This window comes from Humibacillus sp. DSM 29435, from assembly GCF_001758225.1.
Classification (GTDB): domain Bacteria; phylum Actinomycetota; class Actinomycetes; order Actinomycetales; family Dermatophilaceae; genus DSM-29435.
This window is the reverse complement of record NZ_MAST01000007.1, coordinates 107568-134407: the sequence shown is the minus strand read 5'-3', so window position 1 is coordinate 134407 and position 26840 is coordinate 107568. Positions and strand designations below refer to the sequence as shown.

The 26840-nt window shown below is 69.2% G+C and carries 19 protein-coding genes; 8 read left to right on the top strand and 11 right to left on the bottom strand.

The window, feature by feature from the left end; translation table 11 throughout:
* From BA895_RS24145 to BA895_RS06520, 3 genes are all read right to left on the bottom strand, one after another.
* A partial coding sequence (locus BA895_RS24145) for a phytanoyl-CoA dioxygenase family protein (RefSeq protein WP_217493834.1) occupies positions 1–186 on the bottom strand: 186 nt, incomplete at its 3' end.
* 107 nt (positions 187–293) lie between these two features.
* A complete protein-coding gene (locus BA895_RS06525; RefSeq protein ID WP_070191074.1) occupies positions 294–1685 on the bottom strand; it encodes a glycoside hydrolase family 28 protein in 1392 nt (463 codons plus the stop codon).
* A 17-nt stretch (positions 1686–1702) separates the two neighbouring features.
* Positions 1703–2953 carry an ROK family transcriptional regulator gene (locus BA895_RS06520; RefSeq protein WP_070191073.1) on the bottom strand — a complete coding sequence of 417 codons (1251 nt, stop codon included), beginning with the start codon at positions 2951–2953 and terminating at the stop codon, positions 1703–1705.
* A 182-nt stretch (positions 2954–3135) separates the two neighbouring features.
* On the opposite strand from BA895_RS06520, the gene BA895_RS06515 reads away from it, so the two are divergent.
* From BA895_RS06515 to malQ, 6 genes are all read left to right on the top strand, one after another.
* Positions 3136–4452, top strand: a complete 1317-nt coding sequence (locus tag BA895_RS06515) for an ABC transporter substrate-binding protein (RefSeq protein ID WP_070191072.1) — start codon at positions 3136–3138, stop codon at positions 4450–4452.
* Between the two features lie 107 nt (positions 4453–4559).
* Complete coding sequence (locus tag BA895_RS06510) at positions 4560–5519, top strand: carbohydrate ABC transporter permease (protein WP_083283047.1); 960 nt, start codon at positions 4560–4562, stop codon at positions 5517–5519.
* The gene (locus BA895_RS06505; RefSeq protein WP_070191071.1) at positions 5516–6352 is read left to right on the top strand and encodes a carbohydrate ABC transporter permease; all 837 of its coding nucleotides are present in this window, start codon (positions 5516–5518) and stop codon (positions 6350–6352) included. Before BA895_RS06510 ends, BA895_RS06505 begins: the two co-directional genes overlap by 4 nt.
* Positions 6353–6384: 32 nt before the next feature.
* Positions 6385–8979 carry a glycoside hydrolase family 2 protein gene (locus BA895_RS06500; RefSeq protein WP_070191070.1) on the top strand — a complete coding sequence of 865 codons (2595 nt, stop codon included), beginning with the start codon at positions 6385–6387 and terminating at the stop codon, positions 8977–8979.
* A 32-nt stretch (positions 8980–9011) separates the two neighbouring features.
* A complete protein-coding gene (locus tag BA895_RS06495; RefSeq protein ID WP_254666358.1) occupies positions 9012–9878 on the top strand; it encodes a LacI family DNA-binding transcriptional regulator in 867 nt (288 codons plus the stop codon).
* 72 nt (positions 9879–9950) lie between these two features.
* Positions 9951–11402, top strand: a complete 1452-nt coding sequence (malQ, locus tag BA895_RS06490; RefSeq protein WP_070191068.1) for a 4-alpha-glucanotransferase — start codon at positions 9951–9953, stop codon at positions 11400–11402.
* On the opposite strand, the gene BA895_RS06485 is transcribed toward malQ, so the two are convergent.
* The 8 genes from BA895_RS06485 to BA895_RS06450 all read right to left on the bottom strand — a co-directional run bounded on the left by BA895_RS06485 (position 11386) and on the right by BA895_RS06450 (position 22795).
* The gene (locus BA895_RS06485; RefSeq protein ID WP_070191067.1) at positions 11386–12225 is read right to left on the bottom strand and encodes an IclR family transcriptional regulator; all 840 of its coding nucleotides are present in this window, start codon (positions 12223–12225) and stop codon (positions 11386–11388) included. The genes malQ and BA895_RS06485 overlap by 17 nt on opposite strands.
* Positions 12226–12346: 121 nt before the next feature.
* On the bottom strand, positions 12347–13639 hold the full coding sequence (guaD, locus tag BA895_RS06480; RefSeq protein WP_070191100.1) for a guanine deaminase: 1293 nt from the start codon (positions 13637–13639) through the stop codon (positions 12347–12349).
* Positions 13636–14457: a xanthine dehydrogenase accessory protein XdhC gene (gene xdhC, locus BA895_RS06475; protein WP_070191066.1), complete on the bottom strand. Its 822-nt coding sequence runs from the start codon at positions 14455–14457 to the stop codon at positions 13636–13638. Before xdhC ends, guaD begins: the two co-directional genes overlap by 4 nt.
* On the bottom strand, positions 14454–16943 hold the full coding sequence (gene xdhB, locus BA895_RS06470) for a xanthine dehydrogenase molybdopterin binding subunit (protein ID WP_070191065.1): 2490 nt from the start codon (positions 16941–16943) through the stop codon (positions 14454–14456). The genes xdhC and xdhB overlap by 4 nt, the downstream gene beginning before the upstream one ends.
* On the bottom strand, positions 16940–18529 hold the full coding sequence (locus tag BA895_RS06465) for a xanthine dehydrogenase small subunit (RefSeq protein WP_083283046.1): 1590 nt from the start codon (positions 18527–18529) through the stop codon (positions 16940–16942). Before BA895_RS06465 ends, xdhB begins: the two co-directional genes overlap by 4 nt.
* A 187-nt stretch (positions 18530–18716) precedes the next feature.
* Positions 18717–20132: an 8-oxoguanine deaminase gene (locus BA895_RS06460; RefSeq protein ID WP_070191064.1), complete on the bottom strand. Its 1416-nt coding sequence runs from the start codon at positions 20130–20132 to the stop codon at positions 18717–18719.
* The gene (uraD, locus tag BA895_RS06455; RefSeq protein WP_070191063.1) at positions 20129–22108 is read right to left on the bottom strand and encodes a 2-oxo-4-hydroxy-4-carboxy-5-ureidoimidazoline decarboxylase; all 1980 of its coding nucleotides are present in this window, start codon (positions 22106–22108) and stop codon (positions 20129–20131) included. The genes BA895_RS06460 and uraD overlap by 4 nt, the downstream gene beginning before the upstream one ends.
* 255 nt (positions 22109–22363) lie before the next feature.
* Positions 22364–22795: an SRPBCC domain-containing protein gene (locus BA895_RS06450; RefSeq protein WP_070191062.1), complete on the bottom strand. Its 432-nt coding sequence runs from the start codon at positions 22793–22795 to the stop codon at positions 22364–22366.
* Between the two features lie 212 nt (positions 22796–23007).
* On the opposite strand from BA895_RS06450, the gene BA895_RS24335 reads away from it, so the two are divergent.
* Positions 23008–23337 carry a VOC family protein gene (locus BA895_RS24335; RefSeq protein WP_371327698.1) on the top strand — a complete coding sequence of 110 codons (330 nt, stop codon included), beginning with the start codon at positions 23008–23010 and terminating at the stop codon, positions 23335–23337.
* Between the two features lie 88 nt (positions 23338–23425).
* A complete protein-coding gene (locus BA895_RS06440) occupies positions 23426–26836 on the top strand; it encodes a TM0106 family RecB-like putative nuclease (protein WP_070191061.1) in 3411 nt (1136 codons plus the stop codon).
* Positions 26837–26840: the final 4 nt, after the last annotated feature.

Below are 26840 nucleotides of genomic sequence, written 5' to 3'. Positions count from 1 at the left end.
AAGCCCCAGCCTACGACCCCACTTCGACGGGCCTCTTGACACAGAAGGGAGCCAGAGCCGGACGGCATCCGCATTGACGGCTGAGACCTCCTCGGCGCTCAAGGCATCACGCAGCAGGGCGAAGCCGTGCCGGTGGTAGTGGTCCTTGAAGGATGGCCCGGCATCGTCGAACAGCGTTGCGGTCAATGTGGTGCCAGCCGGACCGTCAGTCGACCCGGGTTCAGTAGCGTCAGCAACCACCTCCGCAACGACTACGGGGCTGGGGCCTCCGGCGTACCGACCCCAGCCGCTCATCACGCTTTCACCTCGATCGGGAACCGGACTTCGTCGGGGGCCCGGTCGCGGACGAGCACCGGCGCGAGGCGGTCGGGGTGGGCTGACCGGCCGCGGAGACCTTCGATCACGAGGCCGTCGACATCGACGGCCTCGACGGCGTGACCGAAGTTGTCGGGGTTGGCCGACCACACCACCTCACAGTTTCGCAGAGTCACGTCGCTGGCCGTGTCGATGTAGATGCCGGCTGTGGGGTGGGCGTAGATCTCTGGACCGTTCGTGGTGGGGCGACGGTCGTACTCGCCGCCGGGCCAGCGACTCCAGCGGTCGAGCTCGATGCGCACCCCCTCCAGCAGCACCCCCTCGATGAGGCCCGCGGCATCGGCAGCGATGTACGCGCCGTTCTCGGAACGGGCCAGGATGTTGCGGAACCGCACGTTCCGCAGTCGTCCCACCGTGTCGTGCCAGGCGCCCACGTTCACGTAGATCGGCTCACCGTGCCCCCACCAGCCGCGGTCGAAGTGGCGGGTCTCGACGACACAGTCGGTGAAGAGGATGTTCGAGAAGCTGCCCTGCTGACCGAGATTGACCGCGAGCCCCCGGTGCGAGCTGCGGATGACGCAATTCGACACCACGACGTCACGGATGTCGCTCGTCGCGTCGACGCCGACGACCACGGCACTCGAGGTCGACTCGATGGTGCAGTTCGTGATCACGACGTCGCTCGTGATGCCCAGGTCGGGAAACTCCTCGCACGTCTTGAGCGAGATGCCGTCGTCGCCGCTGCTGATCTCGCAGTCGCTGATGCGCACGCGGCGGCAGCGGTCGAGGTCGATGCCGTCGGCGTTGGGGAACCTCAGGTCGGTGTCGATGGTGATGCCGTGGATCAGCACGTTCTCGCAGCCGGTGAGCCGAACACACCAGAGGGCGGCATCCTGGAGCCGGATGTCGCGCATCGTCACGTGGGTGCAGTCGATGAGGAACACCGTGAACGGTCGTTGGTTGGGGCAGCGGTAGATGGTGCCGAGGTCTTCGTCGATGAAGTGGCGACCCGCGCCGTCGATCGTGCCGGCACCGGTGATGGCGATGTCGGTCGCGCCCCGCGCGGTGATCAGCATGAGCGCAAGGTCGTTCTCGGGGTCGACCACTCCGGCCGACAGCGCCCCCACCTCCAGGCGAGAGGTGTACGCCGCGGGGTCGGCGCTGCCGGCCAGTACCGCCCCGCGCTCGACGTGCAGCTCGACGTGCGAGCGCAGCTCGATAGAGCCGGTGCAGAAGGTCGACCCCGACGGCACCAGCACCGTGCCCCCGCCGCCCAGCGCACACGCGTTGATGGCGGCCTGGATCGCCGGGGCGTCGTTGGTGACGCCGTCACCGATGGCGCCGTAGGCGGTGATGTCGTAGGTGGCCATGGTCGGATGCCGCCTGCTCAGGCGCGCTGAAGGCGCTGTCTGGCGAGACGTCGCGACCCACGGTTGTCGATGGCCGCCCCTGCGGCCATGTGCGGAGCGAGCTCGCTCTGCAGCACGAGAGCGGCAGCGCCGATGGCGGCCGCATCGGCGGCGTTGGGTGAGAGCACGACCTCCACGCGGTGGCAGTCTCGAGCGAAGAAGGTGGTGTCGAGGTGAGCCTGGATGACGGGCAGGTAGAGAGCCCCGGCACTGGTGAACGACGGGCCGGTCAGCACGATCAGGTCGACGTCGATCATGTTGGCCAGGGACTGGGCGGCAGCGGCGACCGCCCGAGCCGACCTCGTCACGAGCTCCTGTGCGACCGGGTCACCCGCCTGGGAGAGCCGCGCCAGCGCAGCGAAGTCCTCGACGACGCTGAGCCCCGGCATGGGTAGGCCCCGCGACCGGGCCGCAGCGACCAGGGCCGTCGGCGCCGCCACTGTCTCGACGCAGCCGCGTGCTCCGCACCAGCAGGGGAGGCCGTCGAGGTCGATGCAGATGTGGCCGATCTCGCCGGTGTTCCCACTCGCTCCCCGATACACGATGCCGTCGACCATGAAGCCCGCGCCGATCCCGGTTCCCATGTACAGGGCGGCGAAGGTGCGGCTCGCTCCGGCAGTGCCCGACCAGTACTCGCCCACGATGGCAGCGGACGCGTCGTTCTCGACGAGCACCGACAGGCCGGTGCTCGCTTCGAGGGACTCGGCCAGCGGGAAGTCGCGCCACGACTGCATGGCCGGGGGAGTGAGCGCCATCCCGTTCGACCCCGTGATCGGCCCGGGCGAGACCACGCCCAGTCCGAGCAACAGCGCCGGGTCGACCCCGACGTGTGTCACGAGGCTCGTCAGCTCGGTGCCGATGCGCTCGACGACCGCTGCCGGGGTGTCCGCGCCCGCGCCCCGGCGGCGCAACCGGCCCACCACAGCGCCACCGAGGTTCGCCACGACGTAGCTGATGCCGGAGTGGTCGAGGCTCACCCCCAGGGCGAAGCGGGAGTCGGGCACGAGCGACAGCAGCACCGCGGGCTTGCCGCCGGTCGAGGCCGCCCGACCTACCTCGACCACGAGACCGTCGTCGATGAGGCTGCGAACGGCGGTTGACACGGTCGCGGCGTTCGAGCCCATTCGGTGCACGAGCTCGACCCGGCTGACCTGACCCGCCCGGCGAATCGCGTCGACGAGCTGGCCGCGGTTGATGGCGGAGGCACCGACGCCGGTATGGGTGCTCATGGTTGCTTGCCGTCCTGAGGGGTGGGGTTGCGGTTCGGTCACGAGGCAGGCCGAGGTCTGACTCGACCCTTGACATACTTTATTCATTTAACTAAGAATGTGGCAAGGCCTGGATCGCCAGCGATCGGAGCACCGGCCGCCATTGTCCGACACGAGCGTGTCGGCTCTCGAGAGGAACAAAGATGTTTCGAGTTCGACGAGGGCGCGTCGTCGCCCTCACCACGGCCGTCGCGCTGATCGGCCTGACCGCCGCCTGCGGCTCGGGAGACTCGGGCGACACCGGCTCGGGGGCCGGCGGAGCCTCGGCCGAGAAGCCCTCCGGCGACATCCTCGTGCTGACCAACCGCACCGACATCGTGGGCACGACGCTTAAGGGCTACGCCACGAAGTTCCACGCCAAGTACCCCGAGGTCAACGTCAAGTTCGAGGCGCTGACCGACTACGAGGGCGAGGTCAAGACCCGCATGAGCACCAAGCAGTACGGCGATGTGCTGCTCATCCCGGCCGGGGTGGCCAAGGCCGACTACGCCGACTTCTTCGAGCCGCTGGGCAAGCCCGACGAGCTGACCAAGAAGTACCGCTACGTCGACTCGTCCACCGTCGACGGCGAGACCTACGGGCTCGCGACCTTCGGCAACGCGACGGGCATCGTCTACAACAAGAAGGTCTTCAAGGAGGCCGGCATCACCGCCCTGCCCAAGACGCCCGACGAGTTTCTCGCCGACCTGCAGGCGATCAAGACCAAGACCCAGGCCACCCCGTACTACACGAACTACAAGGACGGCTGGCCGCTCAGCTGGCCGCAGGGGGCCATGGGCTCGGTCTCGGGCGACAAGGACGCCCTGGTGAAGATGGCCGACAACAAGGCGCCGTGGACGGCCGGTCAGGAGAAGGACACTCTCGACTCGCTGCTCTTCGACGCAGTGCAGAAGGGCCTCACCGAGAAAGACCCGACGACGACCAACTGGGAGAACTCGAAGAACCTGATCGCGACCGGCAAGATCGGCGTGCTGCCGCTCGGCTCCTGGGCCATCGCCCAGATGAAGGACGCGGCCACCAAGGCCGGCACCAGCCCGGATGACATCGGGTTCATGCCGATGCCGTTCCAGGTCGACGGCGCCTACCAGTCCCCGGTCGGCCCCGACTTCAACCAGGCCATCAACATCAACTCCGAGCACAAGGCGGCAGCCCGGGCCTGGATCGACTGGATGGTCACCGACTCCGGCTACAGCGACGTAGTCGGCGGCCTGCCGACCCTGCGGACCGGCAAGACGCCGGCCGACCTCAAGGACTTCGAGGCCAGCGGCGTGAAGTTCGTCGAGATGGTTCCTTCGGCCAAGCTCGACGCCGTCGACAAGCAGTCCGAGATCGGCCTGACCCAGCCCGACTACTACCGCGACCTCGTCGACGCCGCCCGTGGCGCCTCGGGCAAGACCAAGGCGCAGATCTTCGACGACCTGAACTCCAAGTGGGCCGCCGCGATCCCCAAGGTGGGCTGAACCACCCCTCCAGCAGTCAGGGCAGTGTGCCAGCGAACCGCTGGCACACTGCCCGCCACCCGCATGTTCTCAACCATCGGCTGTGACGCTCAACGAGGAGTAGTCCTATGACAGATGTGCCCGCCCCCACCCGCGAGTCCCAGACCGTGGTGGCCAGGTTTCTCGACAGTCTGCGCGCTTCCGCATCCGGGAAGAAGTCGTTCCGGCAGCGCCTGATCCCCTGGTTGTTCCTGGTCGTGCCGCTCGTGCTGCTGATCACCTTCACCTACGTGCCGGTGGCCAACATGTTCTGGTACTCCTTCACCAGCTGGAACGGCATCAGCAAGACCAAGAAGGTGGTCGGGCTCGACAACTACACCGAGTTCTTCACCCGCCCCGACCTCTACCGGGTCTTCTTCGTCAGCCTCTACTACCTCGCGGCCTCGATCCTGCAGATCGCGCTCGCCCTCTACTTCGCGACGTTGCTCAGCTTCAACACGAAGTTCAAGAACCTCTTCAAGGGGATCATCTTCTTCCCCTACCTGATCAACGGGGTCGCGATCTCCTTCGTGTTCCTGTTCTTCTTCCAGCCCGGGGGCACGCTCGACACCGTGCTGGGCTTCCTCGGCATGGACAAGGGCTCGGCGCCGCAGTGGCTCGGCAACCCCGACATCGTTAACTTCTCGTTGGCCGGCACGTCGGTCTGGCGCTACATGGGTCTCAACTTCGTGCTCTTCCTCGGTGCCATCCAGTCGATCCCGGGCGGCATCTACGAGGCGGCCGAGCTCGACGGCGCCTCCCGTTGGCAGCAGTTCCGCTACCTCATCGCCCCCAGCATCAAACCGATCATCAGCCTGTCGTTCATCCTCGCCGTCTCCGGCAGCCTCGCTGTCTTCGAGATCCCGTTCATCATGCTCGACGGCGCCAACGGCTCGACCACCTTCGTCATCCAGACGGTCAAGCTGGCCTTCGAGAACAACAAGGTGGGCCTCGCCTCGGCCATGGCCGTCATCCTGCTTCTCATCGTGCTGCTCGTCACCTGGATCCAACGAATACTCGTCCCCGAAGAGGAGGTGGACCTGTCATGAGAGCAGTCACCCCACGGTCCGCCCTGGCCAGCACCGGAAAGTACACCAGCCTCGTGGTCTGGAGCCTCGTCGCTCTGGTCCCCCTCGTGGTGATCGGACTCACCTCGCTGAAGACACCGAAGGACTACGCCACCAGCGGGCCCCTCGAGCTGCCGAAGTCGCTGACCTTCAGCAACTTCACCCGAGCCTTCACCGACGCGAAGATGGGAGAGGCCTTCCTCAACACCACCTTCATCCTCGTCATCTCGGTGGGCGGCACGATCATCATCGGCACCATGACGGCCTATGCCCTCGACCGGTTCCAGTTCCGCTTCAAGAAGCTCGTGGTCGCGCTGTTCCTCGTCGCGACTCTGGTGCCGGGCGTCACGACCCAGGTGGCCACCTTCCAGGTCGTCAACACCCTTGGCCTCTACAACACCCGGTGGGCGCCCATCGCCCTGTTCCTCGGCACCGACATCGTGTCGATCTACATCTTCGTGCAGTTCATGCGCTCGATCCCGATCTCGCTCGACGAGGCCGCCAAGCTCGACGGGGCCAACCACTTCCGCATCTACCGCAGCATCATCTTCCCGCTGCTGAAGCCGGCCATCGCCACGGTGGTCATCATCAAGGGCATCGCCGTCTACAACGAGTTCTACATTCCCTTCCTGTACATGCCCTCGCAGGACCTCGGCGTGATCTCGACGTCGCTGTTCCGCTTCAAGGGCCCGCTCGGCACGCAGTGGGAGGTGCTCTCGGCCGGGGCCGTCATCGTCATCATCCCGACCCTGGTTCTCTTCCTGCTGCTCCAGCGATGGATCTACAACGGCATCTCCGCCGGAGCCACCAAGTGACCGCACCCATCCCGCCCACTGGAGAAGTCTTGATGCACGCCACCGACCTGCACGACGGCTGGAGCCTGGAGGCGACCGGTGGCCCCGTGCCTGAGGCCGTCTCAGGCCGCTCGGTGCCGGCTACGGTGCCCGGCACGACCCACACCGACCTGCTCGCGGCCGACCTCATCCCTGACCCGTACATCGGCCTCAACGAGACGGCGGTGGCGTGGATGCACCGGGCCCGGTGGCGCTACGAACGCGAGCTGGTCGTGGCCCCAGCGGAACCCGACGAGCGGGTCGACCTGGTGTTCGAGGGCCTCGACACGGTGGCGACCGTCTCGCTGGGGGGTCAGGTGCTCGGGCACACCGCCAACCAGCACCGCACGTTCCGCTTCGACGTGCGTGAGTCGGCGGCGAGCTCCGGCGGCGCACGGATGCCGTTGACCGTCGACTTCGCGTCGGCGTTGGAGAGCGCTGAGGCGGAGGTCGCGCGCATCGGCGCCCGCCCGGCGGCCTACGACTACCCGTTGGGCATGGTGCGCAAGATGGCGTGCAGCTTCGGCTGGGACTGGGGCCCCGACCTGCAGACCGCCGGCATCTGGAGGCCGGTTCGGCTCGAACGTTGGCGTACTGCCCGCCTCGCGTCGGTTCGCCCGCTGGTCACCGTCACCGACGCCCTCGACGCAGCCCAGGTTCAGGTGCACGCCGACCTCGAGCGTTCTGGGCTGGGCGCCTCGAACGAGCCCATCGTCGTTCGCGCCCGTCTGGCCAGACCGAATGGGGAGGTCATCGAGGGGGTGGCCACCGCCGCCCCGGGCACCAGCTCAGCGGTGGTGGTCATCGACGTACCGGAGCCCGAGCTCTGGTGGCCGGTCGGCTACGGCGAACCGGCCCTGCACGACCTCGAGGTCGAGATCGGCACGAAGGGTGCGGGCAGCCCCGTGCTCGACCAGTGGCGGCGACGGATCGGCCTGCGGTCGGTGCGGGTCGACACGAGCGACGACGAGGTGGGCACGGCCTTCGTGCTCGCCGTCAACGCCACCCCGGTTTTCGTCAAGGGCGCCAACTGGATTCCCGACGATCACCTGCTCACCCGAATCACCCGCGTGCAGCTGTCACGGCGCATCGGTCAGGCCCTGGGGGCGAACCTCAACCTGCTGCGCGTCTGGGGGGGCGGCATCTACGAGTCAGAGGAGTTCTACGAGCTGTGCGACGAGGCGGGCATCATGGTGTGGCAGGACTTCCTGCTCGCCTGCGCCGCCTACCCCGAGGAGGAGCCACACCGCAGCGAGTTCGAGGCCGAGGCCCGCGAGCACGTCGCTCGGCTCACCGCCCACCCCAGCCTCGTGCTGTGGAACGGTGGCAACGAGAACCTCTGGGGCTTCATGGACTGGGGCTGGCAGGAGGAGCTGCAGGGCCGCACGTGGGGCCACTACTACTACACCGAGCTGTTCCCGGCGATTGTCGCCGAGCTCGCTCCGACCACTCCGTACGCCGACGGCAGCCCGTACTCTCCGCGGGCAGCGCTCGACGTCATCCACCCGAACGACCCCGACCACGGCACCCACCACCAGTGGGAGGTGTGGAACCGCATCGACTACACGCAGTACCGCAACGAGATCCCACGCTTCTGCAGCGAGTTCGGCTTCCAGGGTCCTCCGGCGTGGCAGACCATGGAGCGGGCCATGACCGGGGCCGACGGCCTGGTGGCCACCAAGAACGACCCCGTCTGGCTGCTGCACCAGAAGGCCGACGACGGTAACGGCAAGCTCGACCGTGGTCTGGCCCCGCACCTCGGCGTGCCCGACGACTTCGTCGACTGGCACTGGGCCACGCAGCTGAACCAGGCCCGTGCGGTCGCCCACGCCCTGACCCACTACCGCTCGTGGTGGCCCCGAACCGCCGGCGCCATCGTCTGGCAGCTCAACGACTGCTGGCCCGTCACGTCCTGGGCTGCCGTCGACGGCGACGAGATCGTCAAACCGCTGTGGTGGGCGATGCGTTCGAGCTTCGCCGACCGACTGTTGACCGTGCAGACCCGGCCCGACCCCGCAACGGGTGAGCCCGTTCCAGTGCTGGCCGCCGTCAACGACGCCGGCTCGCCATGGAGCGGGGAGGTGCGCCTGCGGCGAGAGAGTCTGGGCGGAGCGGTGCTGGCCGAGACGAGCCTCGTGCTCGAGGTGCCCCCGCGGTCGGTACAGCTCCTGGGTCTGCCGCCCGAGCTGGGCACTCCTGACGTTCGGGCGGCAGAGGTGCTCGTGGCTGAGGCGTCTCTCGGTGCGGGCGCGACGTCGGGCTCGGCCGCCCTCGTTCGTGAGGTGCACTGCTGGGCGCCCGACATCGAGCTGACACTGCATCCTGATGCCGCCACCGTCGACGTCGAGGCCGTCAGCGACGGGTACCGCGTGACGGTGGTCGCGGCCCGTGGGCTGGTCAAGGACCTCATCCTGTTCGTCGACCGTCTCGACCCCGACGCCACGGTCGACCAGGCTCTCGTGACCCTCCCGGCCGGGGCGAGCACCACGATCCACGTGCGCAGCGCGGTCTCCGGGCTCGAAGCGGCCCTGGCCACCGCACCGGTGCTGCGCACGGCCAACGACCTCGCCCGAGCTCGGGCGGGAACCGAGCGGCCTGCGATGGTGTGAGCACGACGGCGCCGACGCCCTAGGCTGGGCTGGTGCAACACTCTGATGCCGTCGGCCTCGTGCTGGCGAGGCCGGCGCGAATGTTGGGGATCGAGCCGTTCTTCGCCGAGCTCATCGCCGGCATCGAGGAGGGGCTGTCGATCGAGGGCCGCTCCCTGCTGCTCCACGTGGTGCCCGAGGCCGAGCGGGAGCTGGCCGCGTACCGCCGCTGGGCGACCGGGTCGATGGTCGAGGCGGTCGTCGTGGTGAACCTGCACGCCGGAGACGGTCGGTTCGCGCTGATCGCCGAGCTCGGCATCCCGGCCATCGCCATCGGCGGTCCCCGCGAGGGGCTGCCCGTGTCGAACGTCTGGGTCGATGACGACCGAGCCATGACGGATGCCGTCAACTACCTCGCGCTGCTCGGCCACGAGCACGTGGCGCGGGTCAGCGGCCCGGCCACGTTGCACCACAGTGAGGTTCGCGACACTGCCTTCCGGCGAGTCTGTGACGAGCGGGGGCTCCACGCGACGACCGTCGAGGGCGACTACTCCGAGGAGGCCGGGCGGCGATGCACGAGGTCGCTGCTGGGTCGGTCGGGTCCACCGACGGCCATCGTCTACGACAACGACGTGATGGCCCTCGCCGGGATGGGCGTGGCGACCGAGCTCGGGCTGACGGTACCGGCCGACCTGTCCCTGGTGGCGTGGGACGACTCTCCGATGTGCCGGCTGTCCAACCCGCCGCTGTCAGCCGTCACTCTCGATGTGCACGCCATGGGTAACCAGGCCGCCGACGCCGTGCTCAACACGCTGGCGGGCGGCCCGGTGAAGTCGTATCTCGTGCCACAGCAGCGACTGAGCACCCGGGGGACGACAGCGGCTCCACCCGCCGCGTCACCGCCGAGCGCACTCGCCTGACATCGCGCGCCAGCAGAGACGAACGCTGCCGAACCGATAGGCTCACCGCAGTCGACAAGAGGGACTTCTGGCATGGTGAGTACGAGCAGTGGAACGACCCCCTTCGACGTGCGCCGAGCCGGGGTGCTGCTTCACCCCACGTCGTTACCTCCCTCGCCCGGAGCATCTGGCCGGGGAACGCTGGGCGAGCAGGCCTACCGGTTCGTCGACTTCATGGCCGCCGCTGGTCTCACCGTCTGGCAGGTCCTTCCGCTCGTGCCTGTGCACGAGGAGGAGCTCTCTCCCTACAACGCCCTTTCGGCGATGGCCGGCAACCCTGCCCTGATCGACCGTGCACGCCAGGCTGAGTCGGGGCTCGCCGACGCCGAGGCGCTGACGCACACGCAACGGGCCGCCTACGACGTGTGGCGCAACGACCACTCGAGCTGGCTCGAGGCCTACGCCGAGTACTCCGTGCTGCGCGACCTCTTCGACCGACGTGACTGGCAGGAGTGGGAACCGGGTCTGCGCGACCGCGACCCGGCCCGGCTCGAGGAGGTGCTGCGACCGCACGCGGCTCGTCTGGAGGAGCTCCGTTTCGAGCAGTGGGTCTTCGCGTCGCAGTGGGACGACCTGCGAGCGTATGCCGCGAAGGCCGGCATCCTCTTCTTCGGTGACCTCCCGATCTTCGTGGCGTCGTTCAGCTCGGATGTGTGGGCCAACCGGGAGATGTTCGAGCTCGACCCCGAGGGCCGGCCGATCACGGTGACCGGGGTGCCGCCCGACTACTTCGCCGTCGACGGGCAGCGGTGGAACAACCCCCACTACGCCTGGGACCGCATGGCTGCCGACGACTTCGCTTGGTGGCGGGCCCGGATCGCCCGGCAACGTGAGCTGTTCGACCTCGTGCGCATCGACCACTTCCGCGGTTTCGAGGCCGCCTGGCACGTACCGCTGGAGGCGAAGACGGCGCGCGAGGGCCATTGGGTGCCGGGGCCTGGCAGCGCCGTGCTCCGAGCGCTCGTGGAGACAGCCGGTGAGGGAACCCTCGTGGCCGAGGACCTCGGAGTGATCACGCCCGAGGTGACCGCGCTGCGCGACCAGTTCCGCCTGCCCGGAATGAAGGTGCTCCAGTTCGCCTACAACGACGACACGAACAACCCCTATCTGCCGAAGTTCCACGGCGAGCTGAGCGTGGTCTACACCGGCACCCACGACAACGACACGACCATGGGTTGGTGGGCGGGAGCCGACGCGACCACCCGAAAGATGGTTCAGGGCGCCGTACCCGATCCGGCCGAGCCGATGCCGTGGGCGCTCATTCGGCTTGCGCTGAGCTCGACCGCGCGCCTCGTCGTCGTGCCGGCCCAGGACCTGCTCGAACTCGGAACGGAGAGCCGGATGAACGTTCCGGGCGTGGCCGACGGCAACTGGAGCTGGCAGGCCGCACCAGGCTCGTTCGACCATGCCCTGTCGCGGCGGGTGCATGAGATGGTGGCCACGAGCGACCGGCTGGCCGCCGCCGGTCTCAGGAGCGGGTGCTGAGCTCGCGCGCGATGGCGTCGGCGGCGCGGTGCAGCGGAGCGATTGCTCGGTCGATGGCGTCGTCGCCCATTCGCGTGAGCGGCCCTGACATCGAGATGGCGAGACGAGAGTCGCCGGGCACCGCGACCGCGACGCACCGCACCCCCAGCTCCTGCTCCTGGTTGTCAAGGGCGTAGCCGCGTTCGCGCACCTGCACGAGCTCGGCGATGAACGCGTCGGGGGTGACCAGGCTGTGCTCGGTGCGTCCGGCCATGCCGGTGCGTCCGAGCAGAGCTCGCACACCGGCCTCCGGGTCGTTGGCCAGAATGGCCTTGCCCACCGCGGTGGTGTGCGGGTCGACGCGGCGGCCGACCTCGGTGAACATGCGCATCGAGTGCTGCGAGGGCATGACCTGACCGATGTAGACGATCTGGTCACCGTCGAGCATGGCCAGGTTGACCGACTCACCGAGGGCCCCGACGACGTCGGTCAGGTGCGGCCGCGCCCAGGTGGCAAGGCGCCGTGACGTGGTCTCGCCGAGCCTGATGAGCCGCGGCCCCAGCGAGTACTGCCGCGACGGCTCCTGGCGCACGTACCCGAGGTCGACGAGGGTGCGCACGAGGCGGTGGATCGTCGGCAGCGGGAGGCCGGTGTCGGTGGCCAGCTGTGAGAGCGAGATCACGCCGCCGGCATCCGCGATGGTCTCGAGGATGGCGAACGCCCGGTCGAGCGACTGCACTCCGCCGCTCCCGGCGGCCTTCGGCGCCTTGGGAGCCTTCGCAGCCTTGGAGCCCGCTGCCGCCACCGCGGTCGCGGAGGTCTCGGCGGTCAGTGGTACGAGCATGGCGCTCCCTTGTTCATTCTCACCAGCAGGATCACGGCAACGAAATAGTATTTCCGTACCATGAAATCATAACGCAAATCGTGCGTGGCCCTCTGGCCAGAGACCGCTTCGGCCAATGATCTCAAGCACTTTCCAACCGGTCGCCGCCGACCCAGACCCCGACGACGTCGGAGCCGCAGGCCATGGCGAAAATCTTGGCCAGGGCATCCTCAGCGGAGGCCGCGTGGCGCAGGCCCACGTCGAGCGGGTCTCCCGCCCGGGGGCGCACCCAGACTGCGTCGAAGGCCTTGCCGACACTCAGGTCACCCACCACTTCGCTCTGGCCCAGAGCCAGGGCCCCCGCGCGGGTGGCCAGATGCAGCAGGTCGGGGGCTGACAGGGGCAGGCCGCGATCGCCGTGCAGCTGCTGCACGAAGTAGGCCTGCAGCCCCTCCTTGAAGAGGCCGAAGCCGGTGCCCGCGCCGACGTCAGACCCGAGGGCGACACGGACGCCGTGGTCGACGTGCCGGCGCAGGTCGAACAGGCCGCTACCGAGCGCGCAGTTGCTGGTGGGGCAGTGGGCGACGGAGGCCCCGCGGTCGCTGAGCATCGACAGCTCGGGATCGGTGGCGTGCACGTTGTGCGCGATCACGCTCTGCGGCCCGAGCAGACCGTGCCGATCGTAGGTGTCGATGTAGTCGCGGGCCTCGGGAAAGAGGCGCGCCACCTGCGCTACCTCGGCCGTGTTCTCGTTGGCGTGGGTGGTGAACCAGGCCCCGGGCACCTCCGTCAGCACGGCCGCGCAGGCGTCGAGCACAGCGGCACTGGCCGATAGCGAGAAGCGAGGCGTGACGGCGTAGCGCAGCCGCCCTCGGTCGTGCCAGCGCTTCGCCAGCGTCAGCGACTCCTCGTAGGCCCGCTCAGCGGTGGTGAGCAACGGCTCCGGAAGCGCCCGGTCGCTCACGACCAGGCCTGCGGTCACGCGCAGCCCGACCCGCTCTGCCTCGTCGAAGAGGTTCTCGACGGCGGGAGCGAAGTGGGCCCCGAAGACCAGGGCCGTGGTCGTGCCGGCCGAGACGAGACCCCGCACGAAGTCGGTGGCCGCGCCGTTGGCGTAGCCGGGGTCTTCGAGTCGAGCCTCCTCGGGCAACGCCGACTTCTCGAGCCAGTCGAGCAGCGGCATCCCGAGGGCGCCGATGGAGCGCACCTGGGGGTAGTGAACGTGAGTGTCGATGAGGCCGGGCAGCACGAGTCCTGCGCTCAGGTCGACGACGTCCTCCTCGGGATGCCGGGCGGCGACGTCGACGAACCGACCACGCTCGACGATGGTGCCGTCGGTGACGAGCAGCCCGGCATCCGTGTCGGCGCGCAGTCGGATGCTGCCCGGGGCGTCGCCGTCAGGGGTGTCGAGGAACGTGCCGCGAAAGAGCGTCACCGTGGGACGTCCTGCATCGCCGGCGCCGGCGCGAAACACCGCACGAGGTCGGCCGCCACACTGACCGCGATGGTGGCGGGGCTCTTGCCGAGCACGTCCCGCAAACCGATCGGAGTGGTGATGCGTGCAAGCGTTTCTGGCGAATGTCCCTCTGCAGCGAGGGTCTTGCGGAAGCGAGACCATTTCGCGGATGAACCGATGAGACCGATGGGGCCCAGCCGCGGGCTGCGTAGAGCCATGTCGCACAGGGCGGCGTCCTCGGCGTGGTCGTGCGTCATGATCAGCACCCGGCATCCGTCGGGCAGCCGGCTCAGCGCCATCTCGGGCACCGGCGCATGGTGAACGTGGATACGCGCGATGGCATCACCCAGGGGGGTGAGGCGCTGTGGTTCGAGGTGGGCAGCACGCGAGTCGACCAGGTGCAGCTCGAGATCGTGCCGAGCCAGGATGCGGGCGAGCTCGAGACCGACGTGGCCGACCCCGAAGATGGCGACGGCCGGCACCACGGGGAGCGGCTCGAGCAGCAGGTCGACCTCGCCACCGCAGCACTGCCGGCCATGAACGGCCTCGGCCTTGTCGGTGAGCCGCACGTGCACCGACTCGGGAGTGACCGCGCCCCCGGCGATCATCGTGCGGGCCGCTTCGATCGCGGTGGCCTCGAGGTTGCCGCCGCCGACGGTGTCCCATTCGTCGTCGGCGCCGACGACCATCTTGGCCCCGGCTTCGCGTGGTGCGTGGCCCCTCACCGAGGTGATGGTCACGAGCACGCCCGCCCGCCGTTCGGTGCGCAGCCGCTCAACGGCTCTCAGCCAGTTCACGGTCTGACCCCAGCGGGTTCGACAGCCTGGCGGCCCACGACCCGCTCCGACTCGGGATGCCGCGCGGGGCCGTGCGGCTGCACGGGCACCACGCCGTGGTCGCCGTTGCTGCTGGCGGTGACGTGGCCGTCGTCGGGCTGCCCGGAGGCGGCCGCCCGGGCCTCCTCGACGGCCCAGAAGACCGCTTCGGGCGTGGCGGGGGAGGCGAGGTCGATGCTCGTGCCCTGGGGGCCGAAGGCGGCAGCGGCCTGCCGCAGCGCCTCGCGCACCGAGAAGGCGAGCATCAGTGGCGGCTCACCGACGGCCTTGCCGCCGTAGACGGCACCGTCCTCGTGGGCCTGCTCGAGCAGGGTCACGTTGAACTCCTCGGGCATCTCCGAGAACGACGGCAGCTTGTACGTGCTCGCGGCCTGGGTGGCGAGGCGGCCTCGGGTGGGGGAGTCGCTGTTGTCCCACCGGAGGTCCTCGAGCGTGAGCCACCCTGCGCCCTGAACGAACCCGCCCTCGATCTGGCCGATGTCGATCAGGGGCGAGAGGCTGTCTCCGACGTCGTGAACGATGTCGACACGGCGGGTGCGGTTGGCGCCGGTGAACCCGTCGACCTCGACCTCGGTGGCGGCGACCCCGTAGGCGAAGTACTTGAACGGGCTGCCGTGCATCGTGGCGGAGTCCCAGTGCAGACCCTCGGTGCGGTAGAACCCTGCGGCCCACAGCTGGACGCGCTGGAAGTAGGCCTGGTGCACCAGCTCGTCCCACGGGATCAGCTCGCCGGTGCCGCCGATGGCCGAGATGATGCCGCCACGGTCTGCGCCGAAGCGCACGTCGGACGGGTGCACTCCGAGTCGCCCGGCCGCGACGTTGCGCAGCCGGTCGGTGATCTGCTCGCAGGCGTTCTTGACGGCTCCGCCGTTGAGGTCGGCGCCCGAGCTGGCCGCTGTCGCAGAGGTGTTCGGCACCTTGTCGGTGCGGGTGGGGGCCAGCCGCACCCGGCTGAGTGGCACGCCGAGGCTGGTGGCCGCGACCTGCAGCATCTTGGTGTGCAGCCCCTGGCCCATTTCGGTTCCGCCGTGGTTGATCAGCACCGAGCCGTCCTTGTAGACGTGCACGAGGGCGCCGGCCTGGTTGAAGGCGGTGAGGTTGAACGAGATGCCGAACTTGACCGGGGTGATGGCGATGGCACGTTTGGTGTCGGGGTGCTCGGCGTTGAAGGCCTCGATCTCGGCCCGGCGGCGGTCGAGGTCACCTGTTCGGGTCACGGCGTCCCAAGCGGCAGCGAGGCGCTCGGAATGGCGCACCGGCTGACCGTAGGGCGTCGTCTGACCGGGCCCGTAGAAGTTGCGTCTGCGCAGCGAAGCCGGGTCGAGACCGAGAAGGGGGGCGCACCGTCCGAGGATGTCCTCGATGACGAGCATGCCCTGTGGCCCCCCGAAGCCCCGGAACGCGGTCTGCGACGTCTTGTTGGTGCGGGCGATGCGGCCGTTCACGCGGGCGTTGGGGATCCAGTAGGCGTTGTCGATGTGGCACAGCGCCCTGGCGAGCACGGGCTCCGACAGGTCGAGGCTCCAGCCGCCGTCGGCGGTGAGGGTGGCGTCGAGGGCCTGCAGGCGACCGTCGGCGTCGAAGGCGACCCGCCACTGGGAGTGGAAGCCGTGGCGCTTGCCGGTCATCGTCATGTCTTGGGTTCGGCTCAGACGGAGACGAACCGGGCGGCCGGTGAGGCGACTGCCGATGGCGGCGATTGCGGCCAGACCGTGCGGCTGCATCTCCTTGCCGCCGAAGCCGCCACCCATGCGCAGGCACTGCACGGTCACCTCGTGGCTCGCCAGGCCCAGTACATGGGCGACGATCTCCTGGGTCTCGCTCGGGTGCTGGGTGCTGCTCTGCACGAACACCTGCCCGTTCTCGTCGACGAGGGCGAGGGCGCAGTGGGTCTCGAGGTAGAAGTGCTCCTGACCGGCGAACTCGAACTCGCCGCTGAACACGTGGGCCGCGGCGTCGAAGGCCGCCTCGATGTCACCCCTCTCGACGCGGGGCTGGGCCCCCTGGAACGACTCGGCGGCGATGGCGTCCTTCACGTCAATGATGGCCGGCAGGGGTTCGACGTCGACCTCGACGGCGGCCGCTCCGAGTCGGGCGGCCTCGAGGGTCTCGCCGAGCACCCAGGCCACAGAGTGGCCGAAGTACATGACCTCGCTCGGGAAGAGTGGCTCGTCGTGCTTCACACCGGCGTCGTTGACGCCGGGCACGTCGGCGGCCGTGAGCACCCGCACCACGCCGGGCACGGCGAGGGCCGGCTGGGTGCGCAGGGCTGTCACGCGGGCGTGAGCATGCGGCACCTGCACCGGGTGGGCGTGGAGCACATCACGGGTGCGCATCACCAGGTCGTCGGTGTAGAGCGCCGCGCCGGTCACGTGCAGAGCCGCTGACTCGTGCGGGATCTCTTGCCCCACAACGGGGTTGGCTGGTCGTTCTGACAGGTGGCTCATGCCGATGCCTCCTCGGTCGTGGTGTTGTGTCCGTGCTGGGCGTGCAGCTTCAGCAGGGCCGTGCCGAGCATGGTGCTGCGGTAGGCGGCGCTGGCGCGGTGGTCGTCCATCGGGGTGCCCTCGCGGCGCATGATGGCAGCAGCCGTTCGCGCGACCTCACGGGTGAAGGGCTGACCCTCGAGTGCGGCTTCGGTTTCGCGCGCTCGGATCGGGGTGGCGGCCACCCCGCCGAGGCCGATGCGCGCCTTGGTGACCACACCGTCGTCGATGGTCAGCGCGAAACCGACGGCCACGCTGCTGATGTCGTCGAAGCGACGCTTGGCGATCTTGTGGAAGCCGGTGACGGTGCTGAGCGGCAGCGGCACGCGCACGGCCCGGATGATCTCGTCGGCCGCCTTCACGGTGGCGCGGTAGCCGGTGAAGTAGTCGGCGAGCGGCACCTCTCGGTCTCCGGCCGGGGAGGCGAGCACGACCACCGCCTCGAGGGCGAGCAGCGCGGGCGGGGTGTCGCCGATGGGTGAGCCGGTGCCGAGGTTGCCACCGATGGTGGCTCCGTTGCGGATCAGCCGGGAGGCGAACTGCGGGAAGACCTCGGCCAGCAAGGGGATCCGCCCGTCGAGGCGAGACTCGAGCTCGGAGAGGGTGAGGGCGGCGCCGAGCTCGATCGAGGAGTCGCCGATCTCGAAGGTGCGCAGCTCGGGCACGCGGTCGATGCCGATGACGAAGGGGGCCCGCACCCCGCGGATGTTGACCTCGACGCCCCAGTCGGTCGAGCCGGCGACGAGCGTGGCCTCGGGGTGCTCGGAACGGAGCGTGAACACGTCGGAGAGGTCTGCGGCGCGAGCGTAGGTGCCGGTTGCAGCCTTGAGCCGCGTCGGCACGGCATCCGGAGCCGGCCGGTGGCGACGGTCGGCGAAGGCGTCATCGTCTGATGGGATGCCCAAGGCGTAGGCGGCGTCGCGGATGGGGCGGTAGCCCGTGCAGCGGCAGAGGTTGCCCGACAAGGCGTGGAGGTCGAAACCGTTGGCGCCGTGGTCGTGGTCGAGGGAGTCGTGCTGCGGTGCGTTGGGGTCGAGGTCGGCCGCGGCGCTCTCGCCCTCGACGGGCAGCGTGGCGGAGCTGCCCGGCACGTAGTCGCCGACGGGTGTGTCCGCGCCGCAGCGGCCGGGGCGGTAGTACTCGGCGGCCATGCTGCAGACGAAGCCGGGGGTGCAGTAGCCGCACTGCGAGCCGCCCCGCATCGCCATCTCGTACTGCACGGGGTGCATCTGCGAGGCGGTGCCGAGGCCCTCTGCCGTCACGACCTCCTGACCGTCGAGGGACGCGGCGGGGATGAGGCAGGCGTTGATGGCCGTCCACTGGCTGCCCGCTTCGTCATGGTCGCCGGCGGGGCGGGCCACGAGCACCGAGCAGGCGCCGCACTCGCCCTCGGCGCAGCCCTCCTTGGCGCCCGTGAGTCCCTGCTCTCGCAACCAGTCGAGAGCCGAGGTCTGCGGGCTGATCCCGCCGAACCCGCAGGATCGGCCGTTGACGATCGCAGCGGGTGCCGGGACCAGTTCTGCAACGGTTGCGGTCTTGGACGCCATGTTCACTCCTTGTCGGGTGCAACGGTGCACCGAGTCCAACCGATCGAGGCGATCAGTCGCATGGTTAGAGTGAAACCGGTTCGCTGGTTGTCCATGCCGAACAGCGACCGGGGGTTCGCCCAACTATACGACTCGCCCCCCAGCGAGGCAACGGTTTCGGAATACTAATTTCGCATTGCGGATGTTCTTAGCGACTGAGCAGGGTCGTGCTGGCGTGCTGGAGATCGGTCGCGAGACGGTGCTCGTCCACGGTAGCGAGGTGGTCTCCTTCCACCACCGGGCGGCCGCCGACCAGCAGAAGCTGAAGGGGCGGGCGGTCGCCGAGCACGAGACCGGCCACCGCGTCGACGATGTCACCGTGGGCCAGCCCGTCGACCCGCCAGAGCGCGATGTCGGCGAGCTTGCCCGGTTCGAGCGAACCGATCTGGTCGTCCCACCCGAGCACCTTCGCGCCCCCGATCGTGGCCATCTCGAGGGCGTCGCGCACGCCGAGCGCGAGGGGACCGCCCACGGCACGAGCGAACAACAACGCGTGCCTGGCCTCCTCGAGCATCGACGACGACTCGTTCGAGGCCGGCCCGTCGACCCCGAGGCCCACCGGTACCCCCGCGTCTCGCAGCGCCCTGGTGCGGGCGATCCCGGCACCGAGACGAGCGTTCGACGACGGGCAGTGCGCCACGCCGCTACCGCTGCCGGCCAGCGTGGCGATGCCCGCGTCGTCGAAGTGGATGCCGTGCGCGAACCACACGTCGTCACCGATCCAGCCCACCGACTCCATGTACTCGACGGGGGTCATCTCGAAGTGCTCGCGGCAGAACGCCGCCTCGTCGGTCGTCTCGGCCAGGTGCGTGTGCAGTCGGACCCCGCTGCCGCGGGCGAGCAGGGCCGACTCACGGAGCAGGTCTCCGGTCACCGAGAACGGAGAGCAGGGCGCCACTCCGACCCGGAGCATCGACTCCGGCGAGGGGTCGTGATGCCGGTCTATCGCGTCGACGGTCGCCGCCAGGATGTCATCGAGGCTCTCGACGACGTCGTCGGGCGGCAGGCCACCTCGGGAACGACCGAGGTCCATCGAGCCGCGCGTGACCAGGAAGCGGGTACCGACCTCGGCTGCCGCCGCGATCTCGGCGCCGAGCAGGTCGCCGCCCCGATGGGGGAAGACGTAGTGATGGTCCATCGAGGTCGTGCACCCGGTCCGGGCGAGCCAGCCGAGACCCGCTGTGGCGGCCGCTCTGGTGATGTCTTCGTCGAGGCCTGACCACACCGGGTACAACGTGGTGAGCCACTCGAAAAGAGTTGCGTCACATGCGATTCCGCGAGTAGCCCACTGATAGAGGTGATGATGGGTGTTGACGAGCCCTGGTGTCGCAACACAGCCACGGGCATCGACGATGCGAACCTCACCGGAGCCCGGGTGCCGGGCGGCGGCGAACCCTGCGGCATCCGGGCTACTCGCGTACGGCCCGGCACCGACCGACACGATGCGAGTTCCCTCGATCACGACGTGACCGACCGCGTGCTCCGTGCGGGCGGGATCCATCGTGACGACGATGCATCCGTCGAGAACCAGCCGGCCGGCGTGCGTGCTGCCGGCCGCGCTCATGACAGGCGGTCGACGTCGACCGACCGCACCCGGGCGCTCTGGATGGGGTTGGCGTCGGCGACGAGGTCATCGAAGCGGTAGCCCGCGATCTTCGTGATCTCGATGAGTGCGGCCGCGTGCTCATGGCTCTCGGTGTTGTTGAGCCGCTCCCACCCGTGGCGCAGCACCTGGGCGTACGAGTCACGGTCGCGCACGCAGGTCACCAGCGGGAAGCCGAACCGCTCGCGGTACTGCGCGTCGAGGTCGCTCAGCTCGTCGTGGTCCTTGGCGTCGAGTCGGGTCAGCCCGAGCGTGGCCTGGTCTCGGCGCGAGTTCTCACCCTCCTCGCCGCCGGCGACGCTCTCGGCGCCCAGGTCGGGGTAGGCGCCGATGAGATCACGCTGCTCGCTCTCGCTGGCCGCGAAGAGAGCCTTCTGGAACGACTGACGCAGGCCCTTGGTGTCGGCGAAGGGCCGCTGCTCGTACGCGCGCTCCACCATCCAGGTCGGGCCCTGGAAGAGGCTGCCGAACGTCTCGACGAACTCGTCGCGCGACATGGCGTTGACATCACTGAGACGGATGAGCTGCCCGGGCGAGCCGGCCACGGCGGGGCCGCGGTCTGTGCCGATGTGGTGGAAGACGAGGTTGAGCACGATGGCCGTGAGGCTACCGAGGGTGATGCCGGAGCCGAAGATGACCTTCGACCACTCCGGCACGGCGTTGGAGATGTCCTTGGTCCCCTGGGCTGCGAACCCGGTCGACCCGGACGACAGGAACGTCACGTACACCGCCAGGGCCAGGGCGGTGCCGACGATGACGACGTTGCGGTGGTCGTGGAAGTCGACCCGCGAGAGCGTCTGGATGCCGACGACGGCCACGGTGGCGAACATGGCCAGCGCCGCACCACCGAGAACGGGGGACGGGATGCCGGCCACCAGGGCACCGGCCTTCGGGATGAGCCCGATGACGATCATGATCGCGCCCGCCATGGCCACCACGTAGCGGCTCTTGACCCGGGTGAGGCGCACCAGGCCGACGTTCTCGGCGAAGCAGGTGTAGGGGAAGGAGTTGAGCACCCCGCCGAGAGCGGTCGAGACGCCGTCGGCGCGCAGCGCCCGAGCGATGTCCTCACTCTCGATGCGCTTGTCGACGATCTCGCCCGTAGCGAACACGTCGCCGGTGGTCTCGACCGCGGTGATGAGCATGACGACGATCATCGAGATGATGGCGGCCGCCGAGAACTTGGGTATGCCGAAGAAGAACGGGGTGGTCACGCCGAACCAACCCGAGGTCGACACGTTGCTGAAGGTGGCATCACCCAGGATGAAGGCGATGAGCGTGCCGATGACGAGGCCGACGAGCACGGCGACCGTGGCCATGAACCCCTTGAAGATGCGCTGGATCGCGACGATGAGCAACAACGTGCCGAGGGCGTACGCCATGTTCTTGCCGCTGGCCGGGTTGAAGTTCGGGCCGAGACCTCCGGCGGCGTCGTTGGCCGCCACGGGCAGCAGCGCGATGCCGATGATGAGGATTACGGTGCCCGTGACCACCGGCGGGAAGAAGCGGATCAGCTTGCTGAAGTAGGGCGCCAGGAAGAAGGTGAACAGCCCGGCGACGATGACCGCGCCATAGATGACCAGCAGGCCGTCGGTGCCACCTCCGGCCGCGAGGCCGATGGCGATCATGGGCGAGACGGCGGTGAAGGTGACGCCTTGGAGCAGGGGGAGCCTGACACCGATCTTCCAGAAGCCGACCGACTGGATGATCGAGGCGATCCCGCAGGTGAAGAGGTCGGCGTTGATCAGGTGGATGAGCTCTTCCTGGCTCAGACCGATGGCTCCGGCCAGCAGGATCGGCACGATGACCGCGCCGGCGTAGAACGCGAGCACGTGCTGGAAGCCGTAGACGAACAGTTTCGGGGCGGGCAGGATCTCGTCGACGGGGTGACGGGACTTGCGCTTCGATGGGGCCGGGGGCGTGACGGTTGCACTCATGAGTGAACTCCGATGTCGAGGCTGCGGGTGTGGCTCGAATCGCTCGCAACGCTGCGATGCCCTCAGGATGGTGGGGCTCAGGTCGCGGTGGGCCGTTAATGACCGCTTTGGATTAATTTCCATTATGTGGAATTGACTTACCGAACGACGGAACTTTATGGGCGTGACGCCGCTCACGTCAAGAGTTTGGTCAGAAAATTCCCAGCCTGCGGGCGTGGATGGTCGGCGAGGGGCGGCCGCGGTCGAGAGAGCCGATCAGCCCATCTCGTAGGCGAAGCGGTCGAGCGCCCTCTGCCAGTGCCGCGGTAGGTCGGGATGCGGATCGGCCGCGGTGAGGCGCTCGTGCACGATGTCGACTCGGGTCGCCTCGCCCTCCGGCACCAGGTGCAGGTCCACGAGGCTCGCCGGCCCGTCGTCGTCGGCGTGCCACGACACCCGTACCTGCTCGAGGGGGTGGTAGCTGCGCAGCACGCCGTGCGGTCCCTCGCTGCTGCGCCACGACTCGCCCTTGGTGCCGAGCTCGGCACCGGCGCCGAGCAGGGCAGCCGTGCCCGCGGGGCTCACCAGGTGGCGCCACACCTCCGCGACGGTCGCCTCGACCCGACGGGTGACGCGCACCGTCTGGGCGGACACCTCGGTCAACCCGTCGGTCGTTGCTTCGGGCGCGGCCTGCGGCTCACTGCTCATGGGCACCTCCAGTCGTCTCGGGCTCGGCCCGGTCGGCGGAACCCTGCACGCACAGTCGACCAAACGACGCCCTCGATGACAATGGGCTGAGCCGACCGGTTGCGGATGCCGCTGACCGGCGTGCGCACTGGTGGCCGTCGGTGGGTGCACCTAGGTTCGGGGAATGATCGACCACTTCGGTATCGGCTGCGCCGACATGGCAGCCAGCGCGCATTTCTACGACGAGGTTCTGGGCCTGCTCGGCTTCACCCGACAGCTCGACCACCGTCGCCATCGGCTACGGCGCCGAGGGCCACCCGGTCTTCTGGATCAGCCAGGCACCCGACGAGGGGCCCAACCGAGAGGTGCACGTGGCGTTCACGGCCGCCGACTCGGGCGTGGTGACGGCCTTTCACGACAGGGCCGTCGAGCTCGGCGCCGAGTCGTTGCACGAACCCCGGCTGTGGCCCGAGTACCACGAGCGGTACTTCGGGGCCTTCGTTCGCGACCCCGACGGCAACAACGTCGAAGCCGTCACCCACGGGGGGCGGCTTTCGGGCTGACGCCCGGCTACGCCTGTCGTGGGGCGAGCTCGGAACGTTCGAGGTGGGGCGCCGGGCGTCGTCAGCGCCTCCCGGCATACTCGCGGACATGCAGCGCATCGACGGCCGCCTCGTGCTCAGCCCCACCGACCTCACCAAGCACGTGGCCTGCCCGCACATCACGACCCTCGACCTCGAGGCCCTCGAATCCGGTGCGCCGCGCGCCGTGCCCACTGACGACGCTCTCAACCTCGTGTTCGCCAAGGGTCTGCAGCACGAGCAGGCCTACCTCGAGACCCTGCGCGCTGACGGCCTCGTCGTCGAGGACATCGCCCGCCTGGGCCTGAAGGGAACGGCCGCCGAACAGGCCACGGTCGAGGCCATGCGGCGAGGGGTCGACGTCGTCTACCAGGCCACCTTCTTCGACGGAGCCTGGGTGGGGCTGGCCGACTTCCTGCTCAAGGTGCCCGGCCGGCCCAGCGACCTCGGTGACTTCAGCTACGACATCGCCGACACCAAGCTGGCCCGCCGGCTCAAGGTGCCCGCGCTGCTGCAGATGGCGACCTACGCCGCTCGCCTCGAGACGCTGCAGGGTGCGGCTCCGCAGTGGCTCACCGTCGTGACCGGCGACCGGGCACAGCACCAGTGGCGCCTGATCGACGTGGCCCCCTACGCGCGCCGCCGCCGGGCCGACCTGCTCGACGCCATCGAGCGACCACGAGGCACCGAGTCGAACCGGGTGGAGCACTGCGGCCAGTGTCGTTGGAAGGAGCGGTGCGCCCAGGAGTGGGTCGAGCGTGACGACCTGATCCAGGTGGCCGGCATGCGCACCGACCACCGGGCCCGGCTCATCGACGCCGGTATCCCGACCCTGCGGGCCCTCGCCGACGCGAGCGAGGGCCGGCTGACCGGCGTGCTGTCGTCGGCTGCTCGACACCGGCTGGTGCCGCAGGCTCGGCTTCAGCTCGCCGAGCGCGAGACGGGCCAGGCCCGGTACGAGCTGCTCGACCCCGACCCCAGTGGGCGGCCGACCGGCCTGCTGCTGCTGCCCGAGCCCGACCCCGGCGATGTCTACCTCGACTTCGAAGGCGACCCCTGGGCCGAGGGAGGCATGGGCCGGGAGTACCTGGCCGGCATCTGGACCCGTGAGTCTGAGTTCACCAGCTTCTGGGCGCACGACTTCCAGCAGGAGGGCGCCCTCACCACCGACCTGGTCGACTGGTTGGCCGAGCGCTGGAGGGCCCACCCCGACATGCACATCTACCACTACGCCCCGTACGAGACGACCGCCCTCAAGCGGCTCACCAGCCAGCACGCGACCCGTGAGCACGAGCTCGACCAGCTGCTGCGGGGCGAGCGGTTCGTCGACCTCTACGCCGTGGTGCGTCAGGGCCTGCGCATCAGCAAGGGCTCCTACTCGATCAAGAAGCTCGAGGAGTTCTACTGGCACCGAACCCGGGCAGAGGGATCGGATGCCGTCTCCGACGGGCTCGCCTCCGTGGTCGAGTACGAACGCTGGCTCGTCTCCCGCGACGAAGGACGGCCCGACCCGCAGATTCTCGAGGACATCCGGGCCTACAACCAGGTCGATGTCGAGTCGACCCTGGCCCTGCACGACTGGCTGGAGGAGCGCCGCGACGAGCTGGCTCGCGCCGGCCATCAGCTGACCCGTCCTTCGGGAGCGACGGCCGAGGAGGTCAACGAGGCAGAGCGCGCCGAGATCGAGCTGGCCGAGGCGCTGCTGGCCCGGGCCGAGCAGCACCGCACCGACTGCTCCTCACCGGGCCCCGAGGCGGAGGCTGTGGTCGGCGAGCTGCTCGCCGGGTGCGTGGGCTGGCACCGACGTGAGGACCGCCCCGACTGGTGGGCCTACTTCAGCTACGGCGAGCAGGGGTCCGACGAGCTGCTCGAGAACGCCGGTGCGGTCGCCGGGCTGGGTTTGGCGCAGCAGGTCGATGCCGTGAAGCAGTCGCTGGTCTGGCGCTACCCCTTCCCGGCCCAGGAGTGTCAGCTGCGGCCCGGCATCCGCGCCGAGGACGTCGACACCCACAAAGGGGTCGGCGAGATCGTGGCGATCGACCCGGTGGCCGGGTGGGTCGAGCTGAAGATGAGCAAGCGGCTCGAGCCGCCGTCGCCCCGAGCGCTGAAGGCGCCCGGCCCCATCGGCAACCACGGACTGAGGGCCAGCATCGCTCAGTCGGCGCAGACCTGGTTGTCGGGCGGCGACAACCTGGCCGTCCGCCTGGTGCGCAGTGTCGTTCCGGATGCCGCCGCGATGGTTGCGCGTGCTGGCGAGAGCCCGGCCGACGTCGTCGTGCGCGTCGGGTCCGAGCTGCGCGGCGAGGTGCTGGCGGTCCAGGGCCCGCCCGGAGCGGGCAAGACCTACGCCGGAGCGAAACTCATCCGGCAGCTGCTCGACGATGGCCTGAAGGTCGGGGTCACTGGCCTGTCCCACGCCGTCATCCGCAACCTGTTGCACAAGGTCGACCGCCCGGCACTGCACAAGACCGGCGAGGCCGCCCCGAGCTCGAGCGCCGATATCACCGACGAGGTGGCATCGCTCGTCCGCCCGGCCAAAAGTAACCACGAGGTCGTCGAGGCCCTCACCACCGGCACTGCGAAACTCGTCGGCGGCACCGCGTGGCTGTGGTCCCGCGACGACCTCGCCGACGCGGTCGACGTGCTCGTCATCGACGAGGCGGGGCAGTTCTCCCTCGCCAACGCCGTCGCCGTGTCGCAGGCGGCCACCTCGCTCGTGCTGCTGGGCGACCCCCAGCAGCTGCAGCAGCCGACCAAGGCCGTGCACCCCTTCGGCGCGGGGGTCTCGGTGCTCGAGCACCTCATCGGCCCGCACGACGTCATCCCGCCCGATCGTGGTGTCTTCCTCGACCACACCTACCGCATGCATGCTGCGCTCACCGGGTTCGTGTCCGAGCTGGCCTACGAGGGCCGGCTCGCGTCTGCGCAGCCTGATGCCCGCCAGGACCTGCGCCGGGTCGAGGTCTCGGCACCGCGCTCCCGCCGAGCCCTCAGCGGCACCGGGCTGCGCTGGGCCCCCGTCGTTCACAGTGTGATGGTCGACCAGTCGAGCGCCGAGGAGGCGGCCGTCGTGCGACGGCTCGTCGACGACCTGCTCGCGGGGGAGTGGACCGACGCCACCGGCACGACAGCGCCCCTGACCATCGACGACATCCTCGTCGTCGCGCCGTGGAACGCCCACGTGGCCACGCTCGTGGCCCATCTGCCCGAGGGCGCCCGGGTGGGCACCGTCGACAAGATCCAGGGCCAGGGGGCCGCCGTCGTCATCTACTCGATGGGCACGACCAGCGCCGCCCTGGCGCCTCGTGGGGTCTCCTTCCTCTACGACGTGCATCGCCTCAACGTGGCGATCTCGCGGGCCAAGGCGCTGGCGGTCATCGTGGCCAGTCCGCTGCTGCTCGACGCGGCCGTGCATCACCCCGAAGACCTGCGCGCCGTCAATGCGCTCTGCCGCTACGTCGAGAACGCCACGGCCGTCTGAGCTG

What these genes read in the sequence shown, in the direction of transcription:
- BA895_RS06450 (WP_070191062.1), bottom strand. Translation starts at nt 22,795, where the DNA reads ATGAGCAGTGAGCCGCAGGCCGCGCCCGAAGCAACGACCGACGGGTTG.
- BA895_RS06460 (WP_070191064.1), bottom strand. Translation starts at nt 20,132, where the DNA reads ATGAGCGCGGCCGGCAGCACGCACGCCGGCCGGCTGGTTCTCGACGGA.
- malQ (WP_070191068.1), top strand. Translation starts at nt 9,951, where the DNA reads ATGGTGAGTACGAGCAGTGGAACGACCCCCTTCGACGTGCGCCGAGCC.
- BA895_RS06500 (WP_070191070.1), top strand. Translation starts at nt 6,385, where the DNA reads ATGCACGCCACCGACCTGCACGACGGCTGGAGCCTGGAGGCGACCGGT.
- BA895_RS06515 (WP_070191072.1), top strand. Translation starts at nt 3,136, where the DNA reads ATGTTTCGAGTTCGACGAGGGCGCGTCGTCGCCCTCACCACGGCCGTC.
- BA895_RS06505 (WP_070191071.1), top strand. Translation starts at nt 5,516, where the DNA reads ATGAGAGCAGTCACCCCACGGTCCGCCCTGGCCAGCACCGGAAAGTAC.
- BA895_RS06525 (WP_070191074.1), bottom strand. Translation starts at nt 1,685, where the DNA reads ATGGCCACCTACGACATCACCGCCTACGGCGCCATCGGTGACGGCGTC.
- BA895_RS06485 (WP_070191067.1), bottom strand. Translation starts at nt 12,225, where the DNA reads ATGCTCGTACCACTGACCGCCGAGACCTCCGCGACCGCGGTGGCGGCA.
- uraD (WP_070191063.1), bottom strand. Translation starts at nt 22,108, where the DNA reads ATGAGTGCAACCGTCACGCCCCCGGCCCCATCGAAGCGCAAGTCCCGT.
- xdhB (WP_070191065.1), bottom strand. Translation starts at nt 16,943, where the DNA reads ATGAGCCACCTGTCAGAACGACCAGCCAACCCCGTTGTGGGGCAAGAG.
- BA895_RS06440 (WP_070191061.1), top strand. Translation starts at nt 23,426, where the DNA reads ATGCAGCGCATCGACGGCCGCCTCGTGCTCAGCCCCACCGACCTCACC.
- BA895_RS06465 (WP_083283046.1), bottom strand. Translation starts at nt 18,529, where the DNA reads ATGGCGTCCAAGACCGCAACCGTTGCAGAACTGGTCCCGGCACCCGCT.
- BA895_RS06510 (WP_083283047.1), top strand. Translation starts at nt 4,560, where the DNA reads ATGACAGATGTGCCCGCCCCCACCCGCGAGTCCCAGACCGTGGTGGCC.
- BA895_RS06520 (WP_070191073.1), bottom strand. Translation starts at nt 2,953, where the DNA reads ATGAGCACCCATACCGGCGTCGGTGCCTCCGCCATCAACCGCGGCCAG.